The sequence below is a fragment of the Curtobacterium oceanosedimentum genome (assembly GCF_040545555.1).
Classification (GTDB): Bacteria; Actinomycetota; Actinomycetes; order Actinomycetales; family Microbacteriaceae; genus Curtobacterium.
The window spans coordinates 48,139-72,181 of record NZ_JBEPMD010000010.1; the positions used below are offsets into that span (position 1 = coordinate 48,139).

General features: G+C 70.6%; 23 protein-coding genes and 1 pseudogene. 10 read left to right on the forward strand and 14 right to left on the reverse strand.

The window, feature by feature from the left end; translation table 11 throughout:
- Positions 1-53: 53 nt before the first annotated feature.
- The 8 genes and pseudogenes from ABIC52_RS11840 to ABIC52_RS11875 all read right to left on the reverse strand — a co-directional run bounded on the left by ABIC52_RS11840 (position 54) and on the right by ABIC52_RS11875 (position 6,707).
- Complete coding sequence (locus ABIC52_RS11840; protein WP_354027416.1) at positions 54-551, reverse strand: RES family NAD+ phosphorylase; 498 nt, start codon at positions 549-551, stop codon at positions 54-56.
- Positions 552-570: 19 nt separating this feature from the next.
- Positions 571-996 (reverse strand): PRC-barrel domain-containing protein, encoded by a 426-nt coding sequence (locus ABIC52_RS11845; RefSeq protein WP_354027417.1) that lies wholly within the window; start codon positions 994-996, stop codon positions 571-573.
- Positions 997-1,004: 8 nt separating this feature from the next.
- Positions 1,005-1,157: pseudogene (locus tag ABIC52_RS11850) on the reverse strand (SdpI family protein); the annotation flags it as partial.
- Between the two features lie 346 nt (positions 1,158-1,503).
- Positions 1,504-2,052 carry a hypothetical protein gene (locus ABIC52_RS11855; RefSeq protein ID WP_354027418.1) on the reverse strand — a complete coding sequence of 183 codons (549 nt, stop codon included), beginning with the start codon at positions 2,050-2,052 and terminating at the stop codon, positions 1,504-1,506.
- Between the two features lie 47 nt (positions 2,053-2,099).
- Positions 2,100-3,998 (reverse strand): alpha/beta hydrolase, encoded by a 1,899-nt coding sequence (locus ABIC52_RS11860; protein WP_354027419.1) that lies wholly within the window; start codon positions 3,996-3,998, stop codon positions 2,100-2,102.
- Complete coding sequence (locus ABIC52_RS11865) at positions 3,991-4,317, reverse strand: DUF6507 family protein (RefSeq protein WP_354027420.1); 327 nt, start codon at positions 4,315-4,317, stop codon at positions 3,991-3,993. Before ABIC52_RS11865 ends, ABIC52_RS11860 begins: the two co-directional genes overlap by 8 nt.
- 315 nt (positions 4,318-4,632) lie before the next feature.
- Positions 4,633-5,682: a methionine synthase gene (locus tag ABIC52_RS11870; protein ID WP_354027421.1), complete on the reverse strand. Its 1,050-nt coding sequence runs from the start codon at positions 5,680-5,682 to the stop codon at positions 4,633-4,635.
- A 20-nt stretch (positions 5,683-5,702) separates the two neighbouring features.
- Positions 5,703-6,707, reverse strand: a complete 1,005-nt coding sequence (locus ABIC52_RS11875; protein ID WP_354027422.1) for a putative oxygenase MesX — start codon at positions 6,705-6,707, stop codon at positions 5,703-5,705.
- A 119-nt stretch (positions 6,708-6,826) separates the two neighbouring features.
- Here ABIC52_RS11875 and ABIC52_RS11880 point away from each other — a divergent pair, with 119 nt between their 5' ends.
- The 6 genes from ABIC52_RS11880 to ABIC52_RS11905 all read left to right on the forward strand — a co-directional run bounded on the left by ABIC52_RS11880 (position 6,827) and on the right by ABIC52_RS11905 (position 14,535).
- Positions 6,827-7,768: a LysR family transcriptional regulator gene (locus ABIC52_RS11880; protein ID WP_354027423.1), complete on the forward strand. Its 942-nt coding sequence runs from the start codon at positions 6,827-6,829 to the stop codon at positions 7,766-7,768.
- A 152-nt stretch (positions 7,769-7,920) separates the two neighbouring features.
- Positions 7,921-8,982, forward strand: a complete 1,062-nt coding sequence (locus tag ABIC52_RS11885; RefSeq protein ID WP_209679494.1) for a LacI family DNA-binding transcriptional regulator — start codon at positions 7,921-7,923, stop codon at positions 8,980-8,982.
- Between the two features lie 147 nt (positions 8,983-9,129).
- Positions 9,130-10,479 (forward strand): ABC transporter substrate-binding protein, encoded by a 1,350-nt coding sequence (locus ABIC52_RS11890; RefSeq protein WP_354027424.1) that lies wholly within the window; start codon positions 9,130-9,132, stop codon positions 10,477-10,479.
- 11 nt (positions 10,480-10,490) lie between these two features.
- A complete protein-coding gene (locus tag ABIC52_RS11895) occupies positions 10,491-11,441 on the forward strand; it encodes a carbohydrate ABC transporter permease (RefSeq protein WP_354027425.1) in 951 nt (316 codons plus the stop codon).
- Positions 11,438-12,337, forward strand: coding sequence for a carbohydrate ABC transporter permease (locus tag ABIC52_RS11900; protein WP_354027426.1), 900 nt, complete (start codon positions 11,438-11,440; stop codon positions 12,335-12,337). Before ABIC52_RS11895 ends, ABIC52_RS11900 begins: the two co-directional genes overlap by 4 nt.
- The gene (locus ABIC52_RS11905) at positions 12,334-14,535 is read left to right on the forward strand and encodes a beta-galactosidase (protein ID WP_354027427.1); all 2,202 of its coding nucleotides are present in this window, start codon (positions 12,334-12,336) and stop codon (positions 14,533-14,535) included. Before ABIC52_RS11900 ends, ABIC52_RS11905 begins: the two co-directional genes overlap by 4 nt.
- A 72-nt stretch (positions 14,536-14,607) precedes the next feature.
- Here ABIC52_RS11905 and ABIC52_RS11910 read toward each other — a convergent pair whose 3' ends face one another.
- Together ABIC52_RS11910 and ABIC52_RS11915 are read right to left on the reverse strand one after the other, a co-directional pair.
- Positions 14,608-15,375, reverse strand: coding sequence for an SDR family NAD(P)-dependent oxidoreductase (locus ABIC52_RS11910; protein ID WP_126890627.1), 768 nt, complete (start codon positions 15,373-15,375; stop codon positions 14,608-14,610).
- A gap of 107 nt (positions 15,376-15,482) precedes the next feature.
- Positions 15,483-17,393: an ABC transporter ATP-binding protein gene (locus ABIC52_RS11915; RefSeq protein ID WP_126890626.1), complete on the reverse strand. Its 1,911-nt coding sequence runs from the start codon at positions 17,391-17,393 to the stop codon at positions 15,483-15,485.
- A gap of 59 nt (positions 17,394-17,452) precedes the next feature.
- Between ABIC52_RS11915 and ABIC52_RS11920 the strand changes: the two genes are divergently transcribed.
- Together ABIC52_RS11920 and ABIC52_RS11925 are read left to right on the forward strand one after the other, a co-directional pair.
- Positions 17,453-18,481 (forward strand): LLM class flavin-dependent oxidoreductase, encoded by a 1,029-nt coding sequence (locus ABIC52_RS11920; RefSeq protein ID WP_209824029.1) that lies wholly within the window; start codon positions 17,453-17,455, stop codon positions 18,479-18,481.
- Between the two features lie 29 nt (positions 18,482-18,510).
- Entirely contained in the window at positions 18,511-19,377 is an 867-nt protein-coding gene (locus ABIC52_RS11925) for an SMP-30/gluconolactonase/LRE family protein (RefSeq protein WP_209679476.1), read from the forward strand.
- 82 nt (positions 19,378-19,459) lie between these two features.
- Here the strand turns inward: ABIC52_RS11925 and ABIC52_RS11930 are convergent, their stop codons facing one another.
- Positions 19,460-20,182 carry a tyrosine-protein phosphatase gene (locus ABIC52_RS11930; protein WP_126890624.1) on the reverse strand — a complete coding sequence of 241 codons (723 nt, stop codon included), beginning with the start codon at positions 20,180-20,182 and terminating at the stop codon, positions 19,460-19,462.
- A gap of 161 nt (positions 20,183-20,343) precedes the next feature.
- Here ABIC52_RS11930 and ABIC52_RS11935 point away from each other — a divergent pair, with 161 nt between their 5' ends.
- Positions 20,344-20,796: a DUF4383 domain-containing protein gene (locus ABIC52_RS11935; RefSeq protein ID WP_126890623.1), complete on the forward strand. Its 453-nt coding sequence runs from the start codon at positions 20,344-20,346 to the stop codon at positions 20,794-20,796.
- 216 nt (positions 20,797-21,012) lie between these two features.
- Positions 21,013-21,441 (forward strand): hypothetical protein, encoded by a 429-nt coding sequence (locus ABIC52_RS11940; protein WP_126890622.1) that lies wholly within the window; start codon positions 21,013-21,015, stop codon positions 21,439-21,441.
- A 76-nt stretch (positions 21,442-21,517) separates the two neighbouring features.
- On the opposite strand, the gene ABIC52_RS11945 is transcribed toward ABIC52_RS11940, so the two are convergent.
- From ABIC52_RS11945 to ABIC52_RS11955, 3 genes are all read right to left on the reverse strand, one after another.
- On the reverse strand, positions 21,518-22,990 hold the full coding sequence (locus ABIC52_RS11945) for an FtsX-like permease family protein (protein WP_209824028.1): 1,473 nt from the start codon (positions 22,988-22,990) through the stop codon (positions 21,518-21,520).
- Between the two features lies 1 nt (position 22,991).
- On the reverse strand, positions 22,992-23,423 hold the full coding sequence (locus ABIC52_RS11950) for a hypothetical protein (protein WP_209824027.1): 432 nt from the start codon (positions 23,421-23,423) through the stop codon (positions 22,992-22,994).
- A gap of 106 nt (positions 23,424-23,529) precedes the next feature.
- A complete protein-coding gene (locus ABIC52_RS11955) occupies positions 23,530-23,946 on the reverse strand; it encodes an HIT family protein (protein WP_161972673.1) in 417 nt (138 codons plus the stop codon).
- Positions 23,947-24,043 lie beyond the last annotated feature (97 nt).

A 24,043-nucleotide genomic window follows, 5' to 3' on the forward strand; every position in this document is an offset into this window, starting at 1 on the left:
GGAGAACAGCGAAGTATCAGTGTCACCTACGTGTCGTCGAGCCCGGCACGGTCTCAGCCGGCCTCTGTCCGGACGCGTACCTGCGCCGCACCGTCGGTGTTCCAGCGGAACAGCACGAGGTGCCAGAGGCCCGGGCGCTTCCTCGACGGATCGATGAGGCCGTCGGCGCCGAGTGCCGCCAGGCGGTCTCGGACCTGCCACGAGGCCGGGACGCCACCGTCGGCGACGACCTGCTGCCACGGAGCGGTCGCGTCCTCGAGGTCGACCCCGGCTTCGGAACGAGCGGCCGGGTCGCGGAGGTCGACGATCCGGGACGCCACCACGTCCACCTCGACGATCACCGGCTCGCTGGCGCGCGTGTCCGGATGCGCCACCAGTGCGGCCTCCACACCCTCGACGGACGAGCTGAGGTACAGCGTGGGCTCGTCAGCCCGGGAGTACCGGCCTGCGGACCGTGACCCTGCGATGGCGGATGCGCGGAATCGCGGGTCCACCGCGCGGAAGAAGGTGCCGCGCACCTCCGGTGCGAAGATGTCTCGGTCGTCGCTCACAAGAGCATCCTGGTGCGGCTCACGCCGGCGGCGTCGCTCCCGCGCCCTCGGTGTCGTCAGCGCCCGCCGGACCGGTACCGGCCTGGTCGAGGTTCTCGTGCGGGTCGCCCATGTCGCCGGTCGCCTTGCCTGCCGGGGACAGCCCGAAGTGCTTGCTGACGGCATTCGCCTGGGTGTCGGTCAAGGCGTTCCCGGCTCCTGGGGAAGGGGCATCCTTGATCGCGCTCTTCGAGTAGCCGACGTGCAGGTCGGTGCCGTCGAACGTGGCGTCCTCGACCGGGACGAGCACGGTGTGACCCCCGAGGAGTCCGGTCGCGACGCTGACGAACGCGGCACTGCCGTCCTCGGCGGAGGGGAAGACCTGCGCGACCTTGCCGACGGATGCGCCGTCGCGGTCCTTGACGGTCGCGTTCTCGATCTCGTGGATCTTCGCCTTGGTGATCATGTGCGTAGTCAACGCCCCCGGCCTGATGTGAGTGTGTCAGTCTTCCTGCCCGGTCCGGTCCTCGCGCCGGAGATCAGCGTCGGTCGGAGGGTGGCGCGGTGCCCGGTCTGCCAGGCCTCGTCGCTCGACATGGTGACCGGCGTCCGGACGCCGGCCAGATCGTTCCGGCTGAGCGTCCCGTTCGCGGCCCGCTACGTCAGCCACGTCACGAGGTCCGCTGCACCCATCTCGAGGGCGAGCACGATCACCATTGCTCCCGCCACGGCCGCGGCGCTAACCTGCCGGAACATGAACGGTGAACTTCCGCGCAGGCACCGGCAAGCGGGAGCAAGACGGCCGACGGATGGCGAACCGTGCGCGAGCCGGCAGGGCCCTACGCTGAGGGGTCGCTGCTCGCGGGTAGACGAGCCCCGTGAGTGTCGGGTCGGTGTCGCGGAGAAACGAGTGAAGGGTACCGACAACACGCTCGGTCACCGGGAGGAAGGTCACCTATTCGCCTGAGTCGCGTCAGGATGAGGGGTCAGTGGAAGGAGCGGCGGACGGCAGACGCGTCGTGTCCTGGTGCTCGTACGCGTATTGCTCGTCATTCAGCGAATCAGCGTCGCCTTGCGCGCAAGGCGTCTGCGCTTGGATGCTCGACCCGTACTCCGTGATTCCGATCTCCACGAAGAAGCCGTCGTTGAAGACTCCGCCGGCCGGGTAGCGGAGCTGCAGTCCGGGTGCATCACCGCCGATCGTGCTCCGTGTCGGCTCCCAACCATTGTCCTTCCATGCAGCCTCGATCCGGTCGATGATCCGCGTTCGGTCGTCGGCGCTCGCGCCCGGACCTAGTCGGGTGATGCCCCACTGCGCCCCGGAGGTCCCGCACGCTGACGCGCCGGAGTCCGACGCCTCCCACTCGCCCGGGACCATCGACTGGGTCGACTCAATCCGCTCGTTCAGGTCGTCCCATGCGGCCTTCGCGCTCGTCGCGCTCGGCTCCGATCGGGCGGAAGGTTGGTTCACGTTCGGCTCCTCGTTTGGGCGGCTGTTCGAACATCCGGTGATCATCAGCACTGCTACCCCGGTAGCACCGAGGATGAGCAGGGAGCGGGCCACTGTTCTCATGGAATCCGTTTCCCGCCAGGGGTGTACCCGAGGCTCGTGTAGGCCGTATTGCGAAGTGACGAAGTTCCGCGGTCGAGGTAACCCAGTTCTGCAGGCTCCTGACGAGCCAGGGCAGCTTCGGTCGCCGGCGTTGCTGAGTGCCCGTCCGAGCCAGGGTATGCATCGCCATCGACGCGTTCGTCATTGGACGAGAAGGTCCGCGCTCCCCATTCGGAGTCTGCCGGGTTCAGGGGGTGGTCGCTGGGCACGTTGAACAGCGTGGACCGAGTCCAGGCTGAGCCGGAGGTGCTCGGCTGGTCTCCATGGCCGGCCGCCATGCCACTCTCGACCGACCCGCGCCCGAGGTTCGCGATGTAGTCGGCTCTGGACTGGCTGGTCCAGACATGCCCCTGTGGAACGTCGAGAGCGGAAGCATTGGGCACGCTCTTGTCAATTCCCGCAGAGGCGAGGAGCGTGACGTTCGATACGGGCGTCTTCGCCGTCGCCATCGTGGCTGTCGTAGTCCCGTACGAGTGCGCGACGACGGACAGATGCTGACCGCCCGACCACGAGCGAGTGTCGGAGATACCGGAGAGGAAGTCGCTGAGCCTCACGGCGCCGGCCTTGGCCTTGTCGGAGGACATGACTTGCATACTCGGTGGCATTGCTGGGGTGTCGTACCCCATCCAGGCAACCGTCGCGACGTTCGGATCGGTGTGGACCTGGGCAGCCGCGGAACGCTGCGCGTCGTACAGGTTCTGGGCGCCGCCGGTCCAGCCGCGCATGCTGTCTGCAACGGTGTTCCCCATCCCCGGCACGGCGACCGTGACGCGGGACGCTGTGTCCATGTCGCCGATCGCGATCGCGGCCAGCGGAGGTTGCCCGAGTACGAGCGACACGATCGTTCGCGGTGTCAGCGCAGACCCGTCATGAAGGGCTTGCTGCAGTGAAGTGAGGGCGCCGATCTCCTCAGCAAGGCGGGCGTACTCCGCTTGCTCAGCTGAGTCGAGTGGTTCGCCGCGGCCGACGCGTCCGGTCAGGGCGGCGTACCGTGAGCGTGCCTTGGGCAGTTCCGCTTCGAGAGTGTGACGGTTCGCCCTTCCCCGATCCGCGTACCGCACGCCCTCGAGGTTGCCGATCAGCGTCGAAGCGCCGAACACGAGAGCATCGCGTTCCTCCGCGCTGAGGCTGCCCCACCATGATCGCACTTCAGGGGCCTTCGGCGGGTGCTTGCTGACGTACTGGCGCTCTGCCGGATGATCGCGCATCCACCGCTCGATCGCCTCACGGCCTTTCGCTGCGAGCTGCGCCAGCAGCGGCAGGTAGGCGGCGTCCACGAAGCCTTGGACAGCGGCACTGAAATCGACGAGCGGTCGAAAGAGTGGCGCACTGAACCCCGTCGCGACCATCGGTCCAGTGAGCGGACCGGCCGCAGTGTGACGTTGAAGCGCCTGTGCGAGATCGTCCTGAGCGCTCTGCCAATGACTTGTCAGGCGAGATGTGCGGCGGTGCAGGTCATCGTTCTGCGCCTGGTACTCCGCGGGGACATCATCATTCGATGACGTCGCCGCGACACGGTTGCGGAGTTCCTCGATGTCCGCCAGGAGCCTCTTGCGGGAGCGCCTCAGTGTGGTGAGGTCGTCGGCGAAGGTATCTAGTGCCGTCACGACAGCGGAACTGGTCTGCGCCAGAGCTGCCGTGCGGTTCGAGAGGGGGTGCAGTGCGAGCGGGAGCGAGTCAGTGGCGCCAGGAGAACTGAGGACACGGCCGATGCCGCTCCAAGCGCGTTGCGCCGACGCGCTGGCGCGAGCGATGTCTGATGTCGAATCTCGTAGCGACCGGGCGGCGCTGGAGACAGTGTCGGGCAATGCGTCTATCCGCGGAAGATCGCCGACATTGATGAGTCGATCAGTCACGCGAGACCCTCGTCCCGGCCTGCGCGGTGCTCGTCTCCGCCTCCATCGTCTCGTCCCCCTCGGCGAAGGCGCGCATGGCGCCGTTTGCGGCCGTCAGTGCTTCGGACACCACCGTCACTGCGGCACGACCGTCATCCTGATGGTCACGCGCGAATCCCGCGGCGGCGGCGGCTGCCGTCGTGCTGGTGAGCGAGTGGACCACGTCGCCGAGTGCGGACTCGAAGCGTGACGCCGCCGATTGAACCTGCTCACCAGAATGCGCGGTGCTGGTCACCACATCCTGCGCGCCGACGACATCGATCTTCCACCCCTGAGTCACGCGTCCCCCCTCGATCGTGCACACAAGCATAAGCACGTCGAGACGGAGAGCAGCTCAACGTGAGGCCCTGGGGTTCTGTCGGCGCCTGCTGAGGCAGCCATCCAAAGAACGGTCCTTCACCGCCGAGTAATCCTTGCAGCAGCCGAGAGCTGTGGTCGCACGCTTGCACGAACGGAGCGAACTATTGGAGTGCTTTTTGTGACTCCGAGCGACAGCGCCCGGGGCTGGCTGCCTGGCTGCCTGACCAGCGCAGGCGGGGACACGGCGGTCGGCTCGCCCCGTTGCTGAGGCGAGCCGTCCTGCGGAGCAGGGGGACTACCGCGCTGCCGGCACCGCGACGTTCGCGAGCTCGGCCCGCACGATGTCCGCACCCGCGGACAGCGCACCGAGCTTCTGCAGGGCCGCCCCGCGCGCCAGCGGCGCCATGCCGCAGTTGGTGCTCGGGATGAGCTTGTCGGCATCGACGTGGTCGAGGGCCCGGCGGAGGACCGCGGCGACCTCCTCGGGCGTCTCGACCTGCTCGGTGGCGACGTCGATCGCGCCGAGCATGACCTTCTTGCCGCGGATGAGCTCGACGAGTTCGAGCGGGACGTGTGAGTGTATGCACTCGAGTGAGACGATGTCGATCGAGGACTGCTGCAGGAGCGGGAAGGACCGTTCGTACTGCCGCCACTCGGCGCCGAGGGTCTCCTTCCACCTGTTGTTCGCCTCGATGCCGTAGCCGTAGCAGATGTGCACGGCGGTCTCGACGCGCAGACCCTCTGTGGCGCGCTCGAGCGCGGCGACGCCCCAGTCCTGCACCTCGTCGTGGAACACGGTGAAGGCCGGCTCGTCGAACTGGATGACGTCGACGCCGGCGTCCTGCAGCTCGAGTGCCTCCTGGTTGAGGATCGTGGCGAACTCCCACGCCAGCTTCTCGCGGCTCTTGTAGTGCTGGTCGGAGAGGGTGTCGATCATGGTCATCGGGCCGGGGAGCGCCCACTTGATCGGCCGATCGGTCTGAGCCCTCAGGAATGCAGCGTCGTCGACGAACACCGGCTTCGGGCGGCTGACGGCACCGACGACCGTGGGCACCGCGGCGTCGTAGCGGTCTCGGATGCGCACGGTCTCCTTGCGCTCCTGGTCGATGCCGTCGAGGTGCTCGATGAAGGTGGTGACGAAGTGCTGGCGGGTCTGCTCGCCGTCGCTGACGATGTCGATGCCGTTGCGCTCCTGCTCGTGGACGGCGGAGCGGAGCGCGTCCTGCTTGCCCTCGACGAGGGCGTCACCCTCGAGCAGCCAGGGGGACCAGAGTCGCTCGGGCTCGGCGAGCCAGGAGGGCTTCGGCAGGCTGCCGACGATCGCGGTGGGGAGGAGCGTGCTCATGCGCGTGGAGATCCAGTCGGTCAGTGGGCGAGGGCGGCGGGTGCGGCGGGAAGAGCGTGGCCGGTGAGGGTGGTCTGCTCGGCGAGCCAGCGGTCGAGGAAGTCGCGGTGCGGTGTGACGAGGTGCTCCTCGGTCCAGCGGCCCTGCGTGACGCCGAGCCGGCTGCGTTCCTCGCGGTCGTAGGCGATGCCGGTCGACGTCCAGTCGTCGTGGTCGAGCGTCGGGCGGAAGGTGCTCGGAGCGGTCTCGTTCGCGTTGTAGATCTCCGGGCGGTAGATCTTCTGGAACGTCTCCATGGTGGCGATCGTGCCGATCAGCTGGAGGTCCGAGTAGTCGCTGACGACGTCGCCGCGCGAGTAGAAGGCGAGCGGTGCCTTCGAGCCCGGCGGCATGAAGTACCGGACCTGCATGCCCATCCGTCCGAAGTAGTCGTCGGTGAGCGAGGAGTGCTCGTGCTCGTACTCCGCGCCGAGGACGGGGTGGACGAAGCCGGTCTGTCGGTAGGTCTGGCTCGTCGAGACGCTGATGCAGACGACCGGCTCCGCGTCGAACTCCGACCGGAAGGCGTCCGACCGCAGGAAGTGCTGGAAGAGCTGCCCGTGCAGCAGCCCGAAGTCGGCGGGGAGCGAGGCCGCCGACGGCAGGCGGACGGCGAAGTCGTGGTCGCGGAGGTACGACGAGAAGTTGTTGCCGACGATGCCCTGGTGGCGCTCGCCGGAGTGCTGGTCGACGATCGTCACGTCGAGCACCTCGATCAGGGGGAAGCGCTCGACCTGTCCGCCGTCCTCGAAGTGCATCGTCACCGACACGATGTCGAGTTCGATCCGGTAGCGGTCACCGTCCGGGTCCCCGGCGAGGTCGTTGCACCGCGCGTCGATGAGCGCGAGGGCGTTGCGGAGGTTCTGCTGGCGGTGCGCACCGCGGGCCAGGTTCGCGAAGTTCGTCGTCAGACGGGAGCTCTCGGCGGGCGAGTAGTCCTCGTCGAAGCGTGTCCTGCTGATGCTGAAGGTGATGTCGTTCGTCATGGTCCGCAGTCCGGTCGTCGAGCGCCCGCGGGCACCGTGGGAAGAGTCCTCCGATCATGACGGGAGGCGCGGGTCATCAGGTAATACCGAGACGCTATGCAGTCGCATAGCCTGTTCCTATGGCTCGGGTCTCGAACGACATCACCCTGCAGCAGCTGCGGTACTTCATCGAGGTCGCCTCCGAAGGATCGATCAGCGCGGCCGCAGACCTGCTCTACGTCTCGCAGCCGACCATGTCGGCTGCGATGAAGGACCTGGAGGCGCGCATCGGCCGGCCGCTCTTCACCCGTTCTGCGCGTGGGGTCGTGCTCACCGTCGACGGCGTCGAGTTCCTCGGGTACGCCCGGCAGGTGGTCGAGCAGGTGTCGTTGCTCGAGCAGCGGTACGTCGGGCGTCAGGCCTCGCGCCGGCTGCTCGGGGTGTCGGCGCAGCACTACTCGTTCGCGGTCGAAGCCTTCGTCCGGATGGTCGAGGGCGCGGACGCCGACCAGTACGAGTTCTCGCTGCGCGAGACCCGCACGTGGGACATCATCGAGGACGTCCGGACGCTGCGGAGCGAGCTCGGCATCCTCTACCGCAACGACTTCAACCGGCAGGTCCTCGGCAAGCTGATGCGGGACGCCGGGGTCGTGTTCACGCCGCTGTTCGCCGCGCAGCCGCACGTCTTCGTCGCTCGGCGGAACCCGCTGGCGACGCAGGAGCGGGCGACGCTCGACGACCTCGCCGAGCTGCCGCGCCTGACGTTCGACCAGGGCGCGAACAACTCCTTCTACCTGGCCGAGGAGATCCTGTCGACGATGTCGAGCAAGCGGGAGATCCGGGTGTCGGACCGGGCGACGATCTTCAACCTCATGATCGGGCTCGGCGGGTACACGATCTCGACCGGGCTCATCAGTGACGACCTCGACCCGGAGATCGTCGCCATCCCGCTCGACGTCGACGAGCGCATCGAGATCGGGTGGATCGCGCACTCCTCGGTGCCCCTGACGGAGCAGGCGCAGACGTACCTGGAGGAGTTGCGGGCGGTCGTCGTCAGCTACGGGGTCGAGCCTCTGGGGTGACCGGACGCGGCCGACGCGCGCAGCGCGCCGCACGGCCCGCCCTCTGGGCGGCGAGGTCCGATCGGGCCTTGACTACGTAGTCATTGCCGTGGTTGTCTTGCTCCCACGCCCGCCCGACGGGTGACCACCCGACGCAGCGAAGGAGCTGGCCCATGAGCGACACCGCACCCGTGCGCCGCCTCCGCCCAGCGTCGATGACCGACGTCGCTGCTCTCGCCGGGGTGTCGCAGAAGACCGTCTCCCGCGTGGTCAACGGCGAGCCCCACGTCACCGAGGCCGTCCGCGCCAAGGTCGAGTCCGCCATCGCCGAGCTCGGCTTCCGCCCGAACGCCGCCGCACGAACGCTCAAGTCCCAGCGTTCCCGACGCGTCGGCATCATCACGATCGGCACGGACCTGTACGGCCCGACCGCGATGCTCACCGGCGTCGAGCAGGCCTGCCGCTCGAACGGCTACGCCCTGTCGATCGTCCGCACGGTGACGGCCTCGGCCGAGGAGCTCCAGCCCGCGGTCGACTCCCTCGTCGAGCAGGGCGTCGAGGCGATCGTCCTGTCCGAGCCGGTCGAGAACCAGATGGACCAGCTGCGCATGCCGACCGGCGTCACGGTCCTGACGCTCGGTCCGCCCGACGTCGCCGACCGCGAGAACACCCTGGCGGTCGGTCTCGACGAGAGCGGTGCCGCCTTCGCCGCGACCGACCACCTGCTCGCCCTCGGTCACGAGACCGTCTGGCACATCGCCGGCCCGGCGAACTGGACGTCGAGCGTCCGCCGCGAGCAGGGCTGGCGCGCCGCCCTGCAGGACGCGGGTGTCGCCGAGCACGCACCCGTCGAGGGGGACTGGTCTCCCCGGAGCGGCCACGACGCGATGCGCTCGCTGCTCGCCCGGCCGGACGTCACCGCGGTCTTCGTCGCGAACGACCAGATGGCGATCGGCGCCATGTCCGCCATCCAGCAGGCCCGGCTCTCCGTCCCACGGGACATCAGCATCGTCGGCTTCGACGACATGCCGATCGCCGCCTACCTGCCCACGCCCCTGACCACGATCCGCCAGGACTTCGACGAGTCGACCCGTCTCGCGATGCACCGCCTCTTCCGCACCCTCGACGGCCACCCGCCCGCCGAGCGGCACCGGATGCTCCCCGGCCAGCTCATCACGCGCGCCACCAGCGCGCCGCCCTCCGCCGAGCGCCGTCACCTCCGCCCCGCCGACTGAGCCCGGCCGGGAGGCTCGACTCGCGTCGGTCCGCCGAGTGAGCGCTCACGAGCGCTCGCCACCCACCCCACCGATCACCCCGACGACGACGTCAGGAGTCAGCACGTGACCCCAGTACCAACGCGACCTCCCGGATCGACGGGAGCCGTGCCTCCCGGCCGCGACGGCCACCGAGCGCCCAGCCGGCGCGACCTGCTCCGCTGGGGCGCCGCCGCCGGCGGTGCGTTCGCACTGAGCGGGCTGCTCGCCGCCTGCTCCCCGCAGTCGACCGCGGCGGTCCGCTCGGGCAGGGCCGACCTGTCCTTCTGGACGCACGACCCCGGCTACGAGAAGTTCTTCACCGAGGCCCTCCCGGTCGCCGACCGGAAGTCGCGGTTCGACTACGCCCTCGACATCACCACCATCGCGGCGGCGGACATCCCGACCAAGCTCATCGCGCAGGCGGTCGCGGGGACGGGGACGCCGGACGTGGCCGGTCTCGAGATCGGCGCGTTCTGCCGGATGCTCCGCGGCGACATCGCGAAGGAGCTGCTGAGCGACCTGTCGTCGTCGGTCGCGTCGAAGCGGGACGACCTGATCAGCGCGCGGCTGACACCGTTCTCGAAGGACGGGCGCCTGTACGCGCTCGACTCGGACACCCCGCTCTGCGTCTACTACCACCGTGCCGACCAGTTCCGGGCGCTCGGGATCCCCGACGACCTGGCCACGTGGGAGGAGACGATGGCGGTCGGCGCGAAGCTCAACAAGAGCAAGGGCGTCTCGCTCCACGCCGTCGCGGTCACCGACCCCGGCGGCACACTGCAGAGCCACCAGATCCTGCTGCTGCAGCGCGGCGGCGACCTGTACGACGAGTCCGGCGACATCGCGATCCAGACGCCCGAGGCCGAGCGGACCCTGCAGTTCCTGGTCGACGGCGTGCAGACCGGCGCGATCGCCACCGTCGCCGACATGTACGGACCGAGCCTGCAGTCCGGACTCAAGGGCGGCACGATCCTGGCGGTCGACATGCCCTCCTGGTACGCGAGCTACGGCATCAAGCCGAACGTGCCCGAGCAGGAGGGCAAGTGGCGGGTCCGCAACCTGCCGCGGTTCGCCGGCGGCGGGAGCACGACGAGCGTCGGCGGCGGGACGGGCTTCGCGGTGCTCCGCGACAAGCCCCTCACGCAGGCCGGCATCGACCTCGTGCTCGCTGCGTACCTCGACCCCGACCAGCAGGTGAAGCGGTACGAGGACCTCGGGTACCTGCCGACGCTCCGCTCCGTGTACGACGACCCGAGGCTCGCAGCGCTGAGCGACCCGTACTTCGGCGGGCAGCAGCTGTTCGGCGTCTACAAGTCGGTCATCGACGAGGTGCCCTCGCAGCACCAGAGCGCGAACGCCGCGATCCTGCAGACCGTCCTGAGCGGCTACCTCATCAAGGCCTACAAGGGCCAGATCTCCCCGAAGCAGGCGCTCGACGCCGCTGCGGCCGACTTCCGCGGTCAGACCCGCGCCTGAGGAGGACGACGTTGTCCACATCCACCGCCACCGGCATCCCGGTGTCCGCCTCGCCCGCAGCAGCCGACCCACCGGGCAGGCGGCGCCGCCTCAACACGAACGGCGGCAGCGCTCCGTACCTGTTCATCGCGCCGTTCTACGTGCTGTACGCCCTGTTCATGATCGTGCCGGTGCTCGCCGCCGTGTACCTGTCGCTCACCGAGTGGGTGGGCCTCGGGGCGCCGAACTGGATCGGGTTGCGGAACTACGCGAACCTGTTCCGGGACACGAGCTTCGGCACGGCCCTCGTGAACTCGCTGATCTACACGCTCATCGCCGTGTTCGTCATCGTGCCCGTCTCGCTGCTCGTCGCGCAGGCGCTCAACGCCAAGGGGCTCCGAGCGCGTGACCTGTTCCGCGTCACGTTCTTCATCCCGATGGTGCTGTCGCCGATCGTCATCGCGCTCATCTACAGCCTGGTCTTCGACACGAACTACGGGCTGCTCAACGCCACGCTCAAGGCCCTGTTCGGGCTGCCGAACACCGACTGGCTCGGCGACCCGACGCTCGCGAAGGTCGCGATCGGCTTCGTGCTCCTCTGGCGCACGGTCGGGTACCTGACGATCTTCTTCCTCGCCGCGCTGCAGAACGTCTCCCCGGAGCAGTACGAGGCCGCCTCGCTCGACGGGGCCGGCACCTTCCGGAAGTTCACGAACGTCACCCTGCCGGCGATCCGCCCGGTGACCGCCTTCGTCGTGGTGACGAGCTTCATCAGCGCCGCCCAGCTGTTCGACGAGCCCTACCTGCTCACGAAGGGCGGCCCGGGCGAAGCGACGCTCTCCGTCGCCATGTTCATCTACCGCGCCGCCTTCGAACGGCAGCAGTTCGGCTACGCGGCCGCGGCCGGTGTCGTCCTGTTCGTCGTCGTCTTCGGCGTCAGCCAGATCCTCAACCGCGCACTCGCCATCGGGAGGGACGCATGACCGCCACCGTCACCGAGGCCGTGACCACCAGGGGCAGCACGCGCCGCCCACGGTCCGGCCCGCCGCGCACCCCCGGGTGGATCGCCCGTCGCGGCCTGCTCTACGCCACGCTCGTGGTGCTGCTGCTCGTGTTCGTGTTCCCGCTGCTGTGGGCGCTGTCCGGCTCGTTGAAGCGCCGCGGCGACATCTTCTCCACCCCGCCCACGCTCGTCCCGAGCCCGGCGACCGGTGAGAACTACGTGAACCTGCTCACCACGCAGCCGTTCTGGGCGTGGTTCGGCATCAGCGTCGGCACCGCCGTGATCGCCACCGTCGTGTCGGTCTTCGTCTGCGCGATGGCCGGGTACGGGTTCGCGAAGTTCCGGTTCCGGGGGAAGCGGGTCCTGTTCGCGGTGATGTTCTCGTCGCTGTCGGTCCCGTTCGCGGTGATCCTCGTGCCGCTCTTCATCCTCGTGGTGAAGTCGGGGCTCGCGAACCCGTGGTTCTCGCTCATCGTGCCGTGGGTGGCGCCGGCGTTCGGGATCTTCATGATGCAGCAGTTCATCACCCAGTCGATCCCGGACGAGATCATCGAGGCCGCCCGCATCGACGGCAACTCGGAGTTCGGCACCTTCCGCCGCGTGGTGCTCCCGCTGCTCCGGCCGTCCCTCGGGGCGCTCGCCGTGTGGAGCTTCCTGCAGAGCTACAACTCGTTCCTCTGGCCGCTCGTGCTCGTGTCGAACTCCGACCAGTACACGCTGCCGCTCGGGCTGAACGCGATCTTCGCGTCGGAGAACCGGTCCTACGACCTCGTCCTCGCCGGCGCCGTACTGGCGAGCGTGCCGACGATCCTCGTGTTCCTGCTCCTCCGGAAGCAGCTGCTCGACGGCCTGACCGCGGGGGCGGTCAAGGGATGACCGACACCTCGGACCGCGCCACGGACCACCGCACCACGGACCGCACCTCGGGCCACCGCACCACGGACCACCGCACCACGAACGGAGCACCCCGCACCATGCAGCACGACCGCGTCCTCTTCGGCGCCGCGTACTACCACGAGTACCAGCCCACCCCACGGCTCGACGAGGACATGCGCCTCATGCAGGAGGCCGGTTTCACGGTGATCCGGGTCGGCGAATCCGTCTGGAGCACCTGGGAGCCGGAGAACGGCCGGTTCGAGCTCGAGTGGCTCGCGCCCGTGCTCGACGCGGCGCACGAGCACGGCATCAGCGTGATCCTCGGCACGCCGACCTACGCGCTGCCGATGTGGCTCGCCCGCATCGTGCCCGAGGTGAACGTGCGACGCCGGACCGCGGGGGAGCCGATGGGCTGGGGCGCCCGCCAGGAGATCGACCACGCCCACCCCGCCTTCCTGTTCCACGCCGAGCGGGTCATCCGCAAGATCGTCGCCCGCTACGCCGAGCACCCGGCCGTCATCGGCTACCAGGTCGACAACGAGCCCGGGAACGAGCTCATCGCCAACCCCGAGGTGTTCCAGCGCTTCGTCGACCACCTCCGCCACACCTACGGCAGCGTCGAGCGGATCAACGAGGAGTGGGGCCTGACCTACTGGTCCCACCGGCTGTCGACCTGGGCGGACCTGTGGACACCGGACGGCAACGTGCAGCCGCAGTACGACCTGGCCTGGCGCCGGTTCCAGGCGTCCCTCACGACGGACTTCATCGCGTGGCAGGCCGAGATCGTGCGTGAGTACGCCCGCGAGGACCAGTTCGTCACCACCTGCATCTCGTACGAGCGACCGACGGTCGAGGACGACGCCCTCACCCGGGCCCTCGACGTCACCGCGGGCAACCCGTACTACCGGATGCAGGACGCCCTCGAACTCCCGAACACCGACGAGGCTCCGCAGTACTGGACGTCCTCCGGCGCGTGGTCCGTCGTCGCGACCGGTGACCGGATGTACGGGTCGAAGCAGGCCCCGTTCCTGGTGACCGAGACGAACGCGCAGGCGATCGGCTTCTCGTGGATGAACGAACCCGCCTACGAGGGTCAGTGGCGGCAGGCCGCGTGGGCGCTGGTCTCCCGCGGCGCGTCGATGATCGAGTACTGGCACTGGCACACGCTGCACTTCGGTGTCGAGACCTACTGGGGCGGTGTGCTGCCGCACTCGCAGCAGCCGGGCCGCACCTACGAGGAGATCGCCCGCATCGGCGCCGAGTTCCGGCACGCGGGGGACCGGGTCGCCGGGCTCCGACCGCACGCCGACGTCGCCCTGCTGTTCTCGAACGAGTCGAAGTGGGCGCTGAACGAGCACCCCGCACTCGGTGACGGCGCAGAGCCCGACCGCCGCTCGTGGCAGACCGTGTACGACGCGTTCGCCCGCGGGGTGTTCGAGGCCGGCCTGCAGGCGAACACGGTGCACCCCTCGCAGCTGTTCGACCGCGATCCCGCCGTGGTCGCCCGGGAGCGCCCGGTCCTCGTCGCAGCGGCGTTCACCATCGCGACGGACGACCAGCTGCGGTGGCTCGCGGACTACGCCGAGGCCGGCGGACACCTGGTCGTCGGCATCCGCACCGGGTACGAGGACCAGGAGGCCCGCGCCCGACTCGAGCGCAAGCCGGCCTTCCTCGACGTGGCCGCCGGCGTGCACTACGACGAGTTCAGCAACCTCAGCCGACGCGTACCGGTGTCCGCGGGCACCGCTGCCGTGGACCACGGCTTCACGGTGCCGACCGGCGCGACGGCGACCCGCTGGGCGGACGGGTTGCTCGTCGACGACGCCGACGTGCTCGTCGACTACGACCACCCGCACCACGGCCGGTTCGCCGCCGTGACCACCCGTGCGCACGGCTCCGGCCGGGTGACGTACGTCGGGACGGTGCCGGACCCGGCGCTCGCCGCGGCGGTCGCCGCCTGGGCGGTCGAACGGGGGAGCTGGGCGACGGCCTGGCGTCCGCAGACGGAGACCCAGTCGGTGCAGACCGCCACGAACGCCCGCGGCGAGACCGTGCACGTCGTGCACAACTGGTCCTGGACGCCGAGCACCTTCACCGTGCCGGTCGACGCGGAGGACGTCCTCGACGGCGCGGCGCTCGCCGCAGGATCCGAGCTGTCGCTCGGGGCCTGGGACGTGCGGGTGGTGGCGGTCCGGTAGACGCGACCACAGGACGGACGGGAGGCGCGGTGCCAGCTGGCACCGCGCCTCCCGGCCGTCAGCGGGTCGCGTTCAGAGCCCGACGCTGCCCTGCGAGATCCCGCCGTCGATCGTGACCGTGGTGCTCGTCATGTAGGCGGCCTTGCCCGACGCCAGGAACACGACGACCTCGGCGATCTCGTGCGGCTTCGCCGGACGCCCGAGCGGGATCGCGTCGTCGAGCCGCTCGAGCTTGTCGGGATCGGAGGTCGTCGCCGTGTTGATCGGGGTGTCGACCGCACCGGGAGCGATGTTCACGATCCGGATGCCGTGCGGCCCGAGCTCCACGCCGCCGCTCCGGGCGAGCATCCGCATGCCACCCTTCGACACGCAGTAGGCCAGGTTGCCGGGCATCGGCCAGTCCTCGTGCACGCTCGAGATGTTGAGCACGAGTCCGCCGTGCCCCTGCGCGATGAACTGCTTCGCTGCCGCCTGGGTGCCGAAGAACGCGCTCTTCATGTTCACGGCCATGACCTCGTCGTAGCCGTCCTCGGTCTCCTCGAGCAGCGACTTGCGGTCCTCGATCCCGGCGTTGTTGACGAGGACGTCGAGCGAGCCGAACGCGTCCACGGCCTTCTGCACCATCGCGTGCAGGTCGGATGCGCTCGTGATGTCGGCGTCGACGCCGACCGCGTGCCCACCGGCCTCCTCGATGCGGTGGATCAGCGAGTCGGTCGCTTCCGGGTGCGCGACGTAGTCGATGACGATGTTCGCGCCCTCGGCAGCAGCGGCGAGGCAGATCTGCTCACCGATCCCGCTGTTCCCGCCGGTGACGACGATGGTCTTGCCCTCGAGCAGCATGGTTCCTCCTGTGGGTCCGGTGCTGCCCACGGTGCTCCGATGTCGCTCCCGAGGTCCGGCGGATCGGCTGAGGTGTCGTGCAGGTGGAGGCGCCGCGACGGCAGGCGCTAGCGGACGCTGGTCTCCGGCAGCGGAGCGGGGTCCGGTGCCTGGTCCGCCTGCACGGCGAACTGGGTCCGGTGCAGCTCCTCGTACCGGCCGCCGGCGGCGAGGAGCTCCTCGTGCGTGCCGCGCTCGACGACGGAGCCGTCCTCGATCACCAGGATGAGGTCCGCACTCCGGATGGTCGAGAGCCGGTGCGCGATGACCATCGCCGTCCGGCCGTCGAGCGCCTCGCTCAGGGCGGCCTGCACGGCGGCCTCGGACGTCGAGTCGAGCGCCGCCGTCGCCTCGTCGAGGATCACGACGCGGGGCTGCGCGAGCAGGAGTCGGGCGATCGTCATGCGCTGGCGCTCGCCGCCGGACAGTCGGTAGCCGCGCTCCCCGACCATGGTGTCGAGCTGGTCGGGCAGCGACCGGATCAGCGGCTCGAGGCGCGCGCGTCGCACGGCGTCCCACACCTCGTCGTCGGTGGCCTCGGGGCGGGCCAGGCGCAGGTTGGCGCCGATGGTCTCGTGGAACAGGTGCCCGTCCTGGGTGACCATGCCCATCGTGTGCCGCAACGACTCGAAGGTGACGTCGCGGACGTCCGTGCCGGCGAGTCGGACGGCACCGCTGTCGACGTCGTACAGGCGGGAGAGCAGCTGTGCGATCGTGGACTTGCCCGCGCCGGAGGACCCGACCAGGGCGACGGTCTGCCCGGGCTCGATCCGGAACGAGACGCCGTGCAGGACCTCGTCGCCGCCGCGGGTGTCGAGCGTGGAGACCTCTTCCAACGAGGCCAGCGAGACCTTGTCGGCGGACGGGTAGGCGAAGCGGACGTCGTCGAACTCGACCGCCACGGGACCGTCGGGCAGGGTGACGGCGTCGGGCTTCTCCTGGATGAGCGGCCGCAGGTCGAGCACCTCGAAGACGCGCTCGAAGCTCACGACGGCGCTCATGATCTCGACCCGGGCGTTCGCCAGGCTGGTGAGCGGTGCGTAGAGGCGGGTGAGCAGGAGCGCGAGGGTGACGACGTCACCGGTGTTCAGCTGGCCGCCGAGGGCGAGCGTGCCGCCCAGGCCGTACACGAGTGCGAGCGCGAGCGCCGACACGAGCATGAGTGCGGTCACGAAGACGAACTGCAGCATCGCGGTGCGGACGCCGATGTCCCGCACGCGGGCGGCGCGGACGCGGAACTCCTCGGCTTCTTCGTCGGGGCGCCCGAACAGCTTGACGAGCGTCGCGCCCGGCGCGGAGAACCGTTCGGTCATCTGCGTGCTCATCGCGGAGTTGTGGTCGGCGGCCTCGCGGCGGAGTGCCGCGAGGCGGCTGCCCATCCGACGCGCGGGGACGAGGAAGACCGGGAGCATGACCACGGCGATGACCGTCACCAGCCACGAGGTGCTCAGCATGACGACGAGGGTCAGCACGAGCGCCACGGAGTTCGTCACGACGCCGGACAGCGTGCCGCTGAAGGCCTGCTGCGCGCCGATCACGTCGTTGTTCAGCCGGCTGACCAGCGCGCCGGTGCGGGTGCGGGTGAAGAACGCGATGGGCATCTTCTGCACGTGGTTGAACACCGCGGTGCGGAGGTCGAGGATGACACCCTCGCCGATCCGCGCCGAGTACCAGCGGGTCAGCAGCGACGACGCGGCGTCGGCGACGGCCACGAGCGCGATGACCAGGGCCAGCCAGACGATGGTCGACACGGCGCCGCGGGCCGCGATGACGTCGACGACCTGACCGGCGAGCACCGGCGTCGCGACGGCGAGGAACGCCCCCACGACGGACAGCGCGATGAACACCACGAGCTGCACCTTGTAGGGCACGGCGAACGTCATGATCCGCCGGAGCGACTCGCGGGAGAAGCCCCGCCCGGCGTCCTTCGCGGACGAGATCTTGTACAGCGAGCTCCAGGCAGCGCCTTCCATGCTCATGCAGTCAGGATACGTCGGGACCACCGACGCCCCGCGCCCCGGTCTGCCACGATCGGAGCATGCCCTCCGACGACCGTCCCCTCGAGCGCCTCGGCTTCCTGACCATCGGCTCGTTCGACCCCGCGCGCCCGGCCGACGGCCACGAGGAGACACTCCGCGTGATCGAACGGGCCGAAGCCCTCGGCTTCGACAGCGCCTGGCTCCGGCACCGCCACCTGCAGCACGGCATCTCGTCACCCGTGGCGATCATGGCCGCCGCCTCGCAGCGCACCTCGCGGATCGCCCTCGGCACCGCAGTCACCCCGATCGGCGCCGAGAATCCGTTCCGCCTGGCCGAGGACCTCGGCACCGTCGACGTGCTGCTCGGCGGTCGGCTGCAGCCCGGGTTCTCCGTGGGGACGCCGATGCACTACGACCTCTACCGCGACGCGATCCACCCGGACACCGCCGAGCACGAGGACCTCGGCAACGACCGGCTCCTGCGCTTCCGTGACCTCGTGCGCGGCGACGCCGTCACGCCGGTCGTCGAGCGGCGCGGGATCGAGGAGTTCGCCACCACCGTCCAACCGCAGAGCCCCGGGCTCGCCGACCGGATCTGGTACGGCACCGGCAGCACGCGGTCCGCGGTGTGGGCGGCCGAGAACGGCTTCCACCTGCTCACCTCGAGCGTGACGCGGAGCGAGGTCGGCACGGACTTCGCCACGAACCAGCGCGCCCAGGTCGAGGCGTACCTCGACGCGCATCCGGACCCCGCTGCGGCGCGGGTGTCGCAGGGCCTCGTCGTCATCCCGACCGACACGGCGACGCCGGAGCAGGTCGCACGCTACCGGGCGTACGCCGAGTCCCGGGCCGGTCGGGTCGGGGTGCCGCAGGGGCCGGGCCAGCTGCTGTTCGCCGCCGACCTGGTCGGGAGCTCGGCCGAGATCGCCGACCGACTCCGCGCGGACGCCGGGTACCAGGTGGCGACGGAGGTCGCCTTCGCGTTGCCGTTCTCGTTCGCACCGGACGACTACGCGCAGATCATCGAGGACATGGCCGGGCGCCTGGGTCCGGAGCTCGGCTGGACGCCGGCCACGAGCGCCAGGTGACCGCCAGTCCCGAGTGGCAGGTTGGACGGGTGCACACCACCATCGACTCGGCGACCGAGGTCGTCTCCGGCATCCGGTTCCCCGAGGGCAACCGCTGGCACGACGGCCGACTCTGGTACTCCGACATGCACACGGGCGAGGTCTTCTCGGTCGACCCCGGTGCGCCGGACGCGCGGCCGCGCCTCGAGACGACCATCGACGGGCAGTCGTCCGGCCTCGGGTGGCTCGCCGACGGTCGACTGATCGTCAGTGCCATGAACTCGCGGACGATCCAGGTCGTCCGCCCGGACGGCACGAACGAGCCCTTCGCCGACCTGTCGTCGACCGAGCCCTCGCTCCTCAACGACCTGGTCGTCGACGAGGCGACCGGTCGGACGTACGTCGGTGCGTTCGGCTACGACCTGTACGGCGGCGAGGAGCTGCGCCCGGGGCCGCTCTACGTCGTCGACCAGGACGGCTCCGCGCGGCTCGCGGCCGACGGTCTGGTGTTCCCGAACAGTGCCAACGTGCTCCCCGGCACACGGACCCTGGTGGTCAGCGAGACCTGGGGTGGTCGACTGACCGCGTTCGACATCGAGCCGGACGGGTCGCTCACCGGCCGCCGCGAGTGGGCGGCGCTGCCCGAGGGGGTCACACCCGACGGCAGCACGGTCGACGCCGAGGGCGCGATCTGGGTCTGCTCCGTGGACACGGGGGAGTTCCTCCGGGTCGTCGAGGGCGGCGAGGTCACCGACCGCGTCGACGCCCCCGGACTGTGCGCGATCGACTGTGCCCTCGGCGGCGAGGACGGCCGCACCCTCTACCTCGCCACCGCCGACAGCTACGACCCGGACACCACGGCGCGCACGCGCGCCGGCCGGATCAGCGCCGTCCGCGTCACCGTCCCCGGACCGTGACCACGACGGACGTGAGCGGCTGACGGACGGGAGGCGCGGTGCGGTCCGGCACCGCGCCTCCCGTCCGTCAGCACGCGCGTGGTCAGGGCGTGGTGAGCCGAGCGCACAACCGTGCGCGCAGGTCGTCGTCGGCCCCGACGGCGGCGAACGCCGCGTCGACGTCGGCGGCGACGTCCTCGACGATCGGTGTGACGGTGGCGAGCCACTCGGTCACCTGCTCGGCATCCCAGGTCGCCTGGCGGTCGCCCGGTGCGTGGGTGCCGGTGCCGGCCATCGCCCGGACGGAGGCCGCGTGGTCCTCGGCGACGACCGTCGGCGGGACGCCAGCGCCCGCGAGCAGCAGCGTGCTGATCATGCCCGTCCGGTCGCGCCCCGCACTGCAGTGCACGAGCACCCCGGACGGCGCGTCCGCGATCGCCCGCAGCGCACCGAGCACCAGGTCGGGCAGGATCCGCCAGTTGTGCCGCCAGTACTCGGGGGAGTCGAGGATCGGGAAGCAGACCTCGCGGAACTCCGGCTCGTCCTGGTCCTCCGTCGGCGCCGCGACGACGGTGATCCCGGCCAGGGCGTCCGGAGCGACGAGCGGATCGCCGTCGCGCCGCCCCACCTCGTCGGCGCACCGCAGGTCGATCACCGACCGCAGGCCCCATCGACGCGCGTCCTGCCAGCCCCGGTCCGTGAGCAGTTCGCGGCGCGGACCGCGTGCGATCCGGCCGAGCTGCGTCGCACCGGTCGGGGACAGCGGGGTCGGGAGCCCGCCGAGGTCACGCACGTTCCGGTAGCCGTCCCAGTCGAGTCCCCGCACCGTCCCACCGTACGACGGGTCCTGTCCGTTCGACGCGTCCCCCCGGACGGGGGGAAACCGAGAGAGGGCTGCATGTCTACCGTGAAACCCAACCGAGCGTGACGCCCGTCACCTCATCGACCGGAACCACGACCCGGTCCTCGCACACAAGGAGAGACCACATGTCCAGCGCAGCATCCCCCCGTACCGGTTCGACCCTCGTCCAGAAGGGCGCACTGCTCTTCGGGATCGTCTTCCTCATCGTCGGCATCGCCGGCTTCATCCCCGGCCTGACCATGGACATGGGCACGCTGTCCTTCGCCGGCAACAGCTCGATGGCCATGCTCCTCGGCCTGTTCCAGGTCTCGGTGCTCCACAACATCGTGCACCTGCTGTTCGGCATCGTCGGTCTGCTCGCCGCGCGCTCGGCCGCGGGCTCGCGCTCGTACCTGCTCGTCGGCGGCATCATCTACGCCGTGCTGTTCGTGTTCGGTCTCTTCGTCGCGAACATGGCCGGCGCGGCGAACTTCGTCCCGCTGAACAGCGCCGACAACGTGCTGCACGCGTTCCTCGCGGTCGCGATGATCGTCCTCGGTGTGCTCCTGCCCCGCGCCGGAGCCCGCACCACCCGCTGACACGCAGCCCAGCGCAGACAGGAGCGCGTCGGTCCTCGGACCGGCGCGCTCCTGTCGTCTGCGCGACCCGGACGTGTGCCGGACGGGAGGCTCGTGGCGGTCCGGCACCGTGCCTCCCGTCCGCCGGGTGGTGCGGTGCGCACCCGCGGTGCCAGGATGCCGTCAGCACCGGTCGCGGACCGGGCAGACCGACCGGGAACGGCGAGGGAGACGGACATGGCTGGAGTGTTCAGCGACGCGGAGCGTGCCGCGATGCAGCAGGCGGCGGAGGAGCGGAAGGCGACACGTGGGCTGAAGGGCGCAGCGAAGCGCGAGGCCGAACGCGAGGCCTGCACGGCCGCGATCGAGGCGCTCGAGGGCTTCGACCAGACGCTGGCGTCGCGGTACCACGTGCTCGTGACCGAGGTCGCTCCGGAGCTCGATCCGAAGACGTGGTACGGGTTCCCGTCCTACGCGCGGGACGGCAAGGTCGTCACCTTCGTGCAGCCGGCGTCGAAGTTCGGTGCGCGGTACGCGACCGTCGGGTTCCAGGAGGACGCTGCGCTCGACGACGGGCCGATGTGGGCGACCTCGTTCGCCGTCGTCGAGTGGACCGACGAGGTCGAGCAGCGGCTGCGCGAGCTGGTGCGCCGGGCCGCCGGCTGAGCCCGCGGGGCCGACCGGTCCCGCGCCGGCACCCGGGCGTCGGTCGACCCGCGCGTCGGTCCACCCGGGCGGCGGTCTACTCGTAGCGGAGCGCGGCGACCGGCGCGGCCCGCACGGCCCGTGCCGCCGGCCCGAGTGCCGCGGCGAGCCCGGTGCCGGCCGCACCGACCACGACGACGACCACGAGCCAGACCGGCACGACGGGGGCGGTGAGCTCGGCACCCTTCGTCGTGCCGAGCAGCGTCCAGGCGCCGGCCCAGCCGTACGCGGTGCCCAGCAGCCCGCCGAGGACGACCGCGACCGTGACGGTGATGGCGGTCTCCGCGAGCACGAGCGCTCGGACCTGCTGCCGCGTCGCACCGACCACCCGGAGCAGTCCGAGCTCGCGTCCGCGCTGCGCGATCGTCAGGGCCGTGACGGCGACGACCCCGGCGGCGGCGATGAGCCCGGCGGCGCCGACGAGGCCGGTGAACATGACCGCGAGCTGGTCGAACTGCTCCTGGATGCCGCGGTAGTACTCGGGGTCGTCCGCCGCCTGGCCCTGCAGCATGTCCGCGTAGGTGGAGAACCCGACCGAGAACGTCGCCATGAGCGTCACCGCGATGAGCAGTCCGACGGTGGCGCGGGCCGTCCGCTTCGGCGCCCGGAGCGCGTTCCGCGCGGCCATCGCCGGCACGACGGAGCGGGACGATGCCGCCGCCGCGAGACGGAGCACGGCCGGGAGCAGCAGGGGCGCAGCGACGAGGACGCCCGTGAACGACAGCGCACCGCAGGCCACCGCGAGCAGCAGGGAGTCGACGCTCGTCGCGCCGAGGACCAGCGCGACGCCGAGCCCCGCCGAGCCGAGCAGGAAGAGTGTGCCGGCGGTCACCGTGCGTCCGACGGAGCGGGTCGTGCCGGGAGGGGCCTCGACGCCGGCCTCGAGCGCGCGGAGCGGGGAGATCGTGAGCACGGCGCGGGAGCCGATGCGGAACGCGACCGTCGTGATGCCGGCGACCAGGAGCCCGATCGGGACGAGCGACGGCGGGGCGAGGACACCGAGCGGCGGGAGCACGTCCGCGGCCGCGGCGACGGCGAGCGCGGCGTCCGCGACGACCGCACCGAGGACGGTGCCGACGGCGGCGCCGACGATCCCGCAGGTCGCCCCGGTCCGGGTGACCTGCCAGCGGAGCTGCTGACCGGTGGCGCCGAGCACACGTTGCAGTCCGAGCGAGCGGGTACGCCCGGCGATGACCGTCGCGCAGGTGTTCGACGCGACGACGGCGCTGACGTAGAGGGCGATGCCGATGAACACCCACGCCACGACCGGGAGGATCACGGCCACCGTGGCGCTCGACCCGGTGCGCTCGCCGAGCGCGACGATCCGGTGTGCGGCGTCGGCGCCGGTGACGACGAGGGCGCCGAGACCCGCGGAGAGGGCTGCGACGCCGACGGTCGCCCGGTGCTCCCCGAGCTGGGGCGCGCGACGGTGTGGGCGGACGGGCTGCGCGGCGTTCGCCGACCTGCCGTCGCGCCCGGCCGCTCGGTGGCGGCCGCGCGGGCGGGACACGTCAGGACCCGCCGTCGCCCGGGTTCGGGGTCCAGGCGATCCACCGGTCGCCCTTCGAGGTCATCGACCACGGGCCGCACCGGAGCACGGATTCCGCCCCGTAGACGTCCGGGGCGTCCTCGACGTCCATCGTCGGCGCGGACTGCCGCGGGGCCGTGCGGCAGGTGTCGTCGGTGACGCCGTCGGTGCTCGTGAAGACCAGCGTCGTCGGGGTCGTTTCGGAGGCCTTGCCGCCGGTGCCGGCGACGGAGGTGATGTCGCGGGCGTCCGACGGCAGCCAGTCGGGTGCGGCGTCGAGGTCGGCGCGGGTCGCGGCCTCGGAGGTCACCTGGTCGTGGGCGACGTCACCGAGGGCGGAGCAGCCGGAGAGCGTCAGGGCGCCGAGGGCGAGCACGCCGAGGGTCAGGGGCGTGGTGATCGTGGAGCGGGGCATGTCGAGCCTTTCGTGTCTGACCCGATCACAGCGCATCCGCGCCCACTCGGGGATCGGCACAGCGGAGGACCGACGTGCTCCTCCGGGATGACATCCGGCGCAGCGCCTACTCGAACATCGCCCGCAGGTCGGCGTGCGGATCGCCGTCGTGCACGTGCACCGACGGCGGTTCCGGCCAGTGCGTCGTGCCGTCGTCCGGCCAGCAGGGCACCACGTGGAAGTGCAGGTGCGGCACACTCTGCCCGGCGTCGGCGCCGGAGGCCTGCAGCAGCACGGTCCCGGTCGCGCCGAGGGCACCCCGCATGGCGAGGCCGACCCGCCGCGCCAGAGCCGTGCAGGCCGCGAGCGAGGTGGGATCGGCGCTGAGCAGGTCCGCGGTGTGCGCGACCGGCACGACGAGCGTGTGCCCGGGGGCGAGCGCCGACTCCGGGAGCGGTGCGAAGGCGACGGCGTGCTCCTCGCGCTCGACCCAGGTCGCCGGCTCCCGGTCGGCGATGATGCTGCAGAACGCGCACGACTCCATCGCCCCAGTCTGGTGGACGGGTCGAGGTCGTCCGCGCGGTGGACGCGGGAGGGACGGGGTGCGTCCTAGCGTGGGGCGTCCGACGACGTGGAGGAGG